This window comes from Kitasatospora sp. MBT63, assembly GCF_000710465.2.
GTDB lineage: Bacteria > Actinomycetota > Actinomycetes > Streptomycetales > Streptomycetaceae > Kitasatospora.
On record NZ_JAIZ01000830.1, the window covers coordinates 1,153 to 5,244 of the forward strand.

At 76.4% G+C, this 4,092-nt stretch carries 2 protein-coding genes; one reads left to right on the forward strand and one right to left on the reverse strand.

Annotated features, from left to right (window positions below; all coding sequences use genetic code 11):
- Positions 1 to 414: 414 nt before the first annotated feature.
- Entirely contained in the window at positions 415 to 1,158 is a 744-nt protein-coding gene (locus tag AA75_RS43745; RefSeq protein ID WP_033826139.1) for a GntR family transcriptional regulator, read from the reverse strand.
- Positions 1,159 to 1,421: 263 nt separating this feature from the next.
- Between AA75_RS43745 and AA75_RS43750 the strand changes: the two genes are divergently transcribed.
- The coding region (locus AA75_RS43750; RefSeq protein WP_033826140.1) for an AAA family ATPase at positions 1,422 to 4,092 on the forward strand (2,671 nt) is incomplete at its 3' end.

Sequence of the window (4,092 nt, forward strand, 5' to 3'; positions counted from 1 at the left end):
GCGTCGGGGGTCCGCGGGTGGGTCATGGCACTGCCTCCGAGGGTGGGATACGGCGCGCGGCTGGGCGCGGGCCGGTGAAGGAGGGTTCGACGGAGCGGCGTCCGGGGATGGCTCGAACGTGGGTCGGTCGGGCCGGGACGGTCCCGGGCGGTCAGGGTTCCAGCGGTGGTCCAGCGGTGGTCCGGGCGGTGGTCCAGCGGTGGTGCGTGGTCGGCCTGATGGTGCGTCGGCGCCGCGAGGGTCGGGCGGCGCTACGGATGGGGCGCTCGAGTGCCACAAGATTGGTATTGGTAGGTCAGTATGTCAAGACATACTGACCGGTCATATTGAGGCGCTTTTGCGTCGATTTCGCACTGCGCACGGAGCACCCGCCGCCCGTCTACGGGCAACGGGGACAGCACTGGTGACAGTCGGTCAGCGAGCCAGCAGGGTGCACTCGAACGAGTAGAGCGTGGGCCGGTACAGATGGCTCCCGTGCTCCACCGGACGGCCCTGCACGTCGTACGCCGTACGCCGCATGGTCAGCAGCGGCGCCCCCCGGCTCTCGCCCAGCAGCCGCGCCTCGGCCGCGGACGCCCGCCGGGCGCCGATCGACTGCTCGGCCGCGCCCAGCCGCACCCCCGCCGCGCGCAACTCCTCGTACAGCCCGCTGCGCGACAGCGTCTCCTCGCTCAGCGGGCACAGGCCGACCGGCAGGTGGTTGCGCAGCAGGGCCAGCGGCTCCCCGTCCGCGAAGCGCAGCCGCTCCAGCTCCCACACCGGCGCACCCGGGGCCACCTGCAGCGCGGCCGCCACCTCCTCGGCGGCCTCCACCCGGGCCAGCCGCAGCACCTCGGTGCGCGGTCTGCGGTGGTCGCGGACCAGGTCGTCGTGCAGGCTGGTCAGCTCGACCTGCCGGCGCACCCGGGTGTGCACCACCTGGGTGCCGACCCCGCGCTTGCGGACCAGCAGCCCCTTGTCCACCAGGTGCTGGATCGCCTGCCGCATGGTCGGCCGGGACAGGCCCAGCTCCCCGGCCAGCGAGACCTCGTTGTCCAGCCGCGCCCCGGCGGGCAGCTCGCCCGAGGTGATCAGCGCCTCCAGCCGCTCGGCGACCTGGAAGTAGAGCGGGATCGGGCTGGACCGGTCGACTCTGATCAGCTCGGCGAGGGGCGGCATCGCGACTCCGCATCGGCAGGGGCGGCAGGGTGGGGATCCAGTATCGCGCACCCGCCCGCCCGCGGTCCTGATGTCAGGACGACAGGAGGAATGGCCCTCGCGGAAATGAAGGGTGTTCGAGGGTGCGTTCATCTCAGCTGGGTATTGGTCGGGGGACGGCCGCCGGATCCCGCCGACGGGCCCGACGGAGAATCTGACATAGCGTCAAGTCGGCAATGAATCACTACATTTGGGCTGATCGTAGCGGACTGCTGGGGGCGTGGATGGACACATCGGACTGGTCCCGGACCGGCCGGGAACGCGAGGGCGTACCGTGCCACGGCCACGTCGGAGGCAGACGCTTCGCCCTGCGCCTCCCCGCCACCGTCGAGCCGCCGTCCTGGACCCGGCCCGACCCGGACTTCACCGGCCGGGACGGCGAGCTCGCCGCCGCCCGGGCCGCCCTGGCGGAGCCCACCGCACCGCCGCTCACCCTCACCGGCCCGGCCGGTACCGGAAAGACCGAGCTGGCCCGGCGGCTCTGCCACGCCCCGGACACCGCCGACCACTTCCCGGGCGGGATCCTCGCCACCCGCCTGCACGGCTCCTCGGACCGCCACCGCGTCGAACCCGCCCGGGCGCTCGACACCCTGCTGCGCACCCTCGGCCTGCCACCCGCCCTGATCCCCGCCGACCACGGCGAACGCGCCGCCCTGCTGCACACCGCCCTCGCCGCGTACGCCGCGCACGGCCGCCGCCTGCTGCTCCTGCTCGACGACGCCACGGCCGACCAGCTCAGACCGCTGCTCCCCGCCCGGGGCACCGCCGGCGTCCTGGTCACGGCCCGCAGCGCCACCGGCCACCCCGGCACCGCGTACCCGCTGGACGCCCTCCCGATCGGGGACGCGAGCGACCTCGTCCGGCGGATCCTGCACCGCCACGCACACCCCGCCGCGGGCGCCGGGACCGCGTCCGCCGCGTCCACCGAGTCCGCGCCAGTGTCCGTGTCCATGTCCGCGCCCGTGTCCGACGATCCGGCCGCCCGCCGGCTCGCCGAGGCCTGCCGACGCCTCCCGTCGGCCGTGCGGCTCGCCGCGACCACCGCGGCCCGGACCGGCCGGCCCCTCACGGAGACCGCCCGCGAACTCCGCCCGACCACCCGCGGTGCCACCGGGCTCGCCAGCGCCACCAGCGCCACCGGGGTCACAGGGGTCACCGGCGCGGACACCGCAGGACAGCACCGCGACGCCGTCCACCGCCTCGCCCTCGCCGGACTGACCGACCGGCAGGCCCGGCTGGTGCGGCTGCTCGACCTCAACCCCGGCCCCGACCTGTCCACCGAGGCGGCCGCCCGCCTCGCCGACACCCCCGACGCCGCCACCGCGGCCGACCTCGACGCCCTCCACCGGGCCGCCCTGGTCCACCGGACCGGTCCCGCACCCCGCTGGAGCCCCGCCGTCCCCGCCGACCCCTCGGAGACGCAGGAGCCGGAGGCCCTCGGCCGCCTGGCCGACCACTACCTGGCCACCGCCCGCGCGGCCTGCGCCCGCCTGCGCCCCGACACCGGTCCCGACGGCACCGGCGCCGGCGCCTTCGTCTTCGCCGACCGGGCGCAGGCGCTGGCCTGGCTGGACGCCGAGCACCGCAACCTGATGGCCCTGCTGCGCCGGGCACCCGGGCCCGGCCGCCCGGCGACCACCGCCGAGCGCGCGACCGCCCTTGCGGCCGCCGTCGACCTCGCGACGGCCATCGAACCGTTCCTCGCACACGGCCACCACCTCGACGACCTGGTCCAGGCGGCCGAGACCACCCTCGCCGTCGCCCGCGAACACGGCGACCGCCCCGCGGAGATGGCCGCGCTCTGCAGGCTCGGGCGGGCCCGCTGCGCCCAGGGCCGCTACCAGGACGCGATGACGGCCCACCACGAGGCGGCCCTGGAGGCCCGTCGGACCAGGAACTGGGCCCTGGCGATGACCGCGCTGACCGGACTCTGCCCGGCCTGGACCGGCCTCGGCCGGTACGGCGTCGCCGTCCGGGAGGGCCGGCGCGCCTCCGCGTTCGCCCGCCGGCTCGGCGACCGGCAGACCGAGTACACCGCCGTCCTGCACACCGGGCTGGCGCTGGCCGCGCGGGGGAGCGGACCGGCCGCCGCCAAGGAGCTCGGGCGGGCCCGGCAGCTCGCGGAGGCCGACGGCGACCAGCAGCGCAGCGCCGTCGCCCTGCGCCACCTCGGCCTGGTCGCCCTCGATCTGCTGGGGCGGCCGACCGAGGCGGCCGCCGTCCTCGGCATCGCCTTCGACGCCTTCCGCAGCCTCGACGACCAGCACGAGCACGCGGTCACGCTCGGCCTCACCGCCAGGGCGCTGCACCACGGCGACGCGTCGCAGGACGCGCTGGAGTTCTTCCGCGACGCCGCCGAACGGCTGCTCGACCTGGGGGACGAGCTCGCCGGGTACGGGGTGCTCGGCGAAGCCGCTGAAGCCCTGCGCACCCTCGACCGGCCGGCCCAGCAGGTCGCCGCGCTCGAACCGGTGGCGGCCTTCCACACCCGCAGCCACGACCAGGCGGAGCTGTCCCGGACGCTGACCGACCTCGGGGCGGCGCTGACCTCGCTGGAGCGCCGCGAGGAGGCCGTCGACGTCCTCACCCGGGCGGTGCAGGCCGCCCGCGACACGGACGAGGCGTCCGCGCTCGGCGCCGCACTGGGTAGCCTCGGCCGGGCCCTGCCCGCCGAACAGCACCGCGAGGCCCTCGCGGCCCACCACGAGTCCGTGACGATCGCCCGGCGGAACGGGGACCGCGCCGCCGAGGTGCGGGCCCTCGTCCAGCTCAGCTCCACCCTGTACGCCCTCAAACGCCCCGCCGAGGGCGCGGCGGCCCTGCGGCGGTCGCGCGCCGCGCTGCGCGGCATGCCCCGGCGGGGCCCGACGTCGCGCACGGCGGTCCACCCGGCCG

Excerpts from the sequence above, each read along its gene's own strand:
- AA75_RS43745 (WP_033826139.1), bottom strand. The coding sequence starts at position 1,158 with ATGCCGCCCCTCGCCGAGCTGATCAGAGTCGACCGGTCCAGCCCGATC.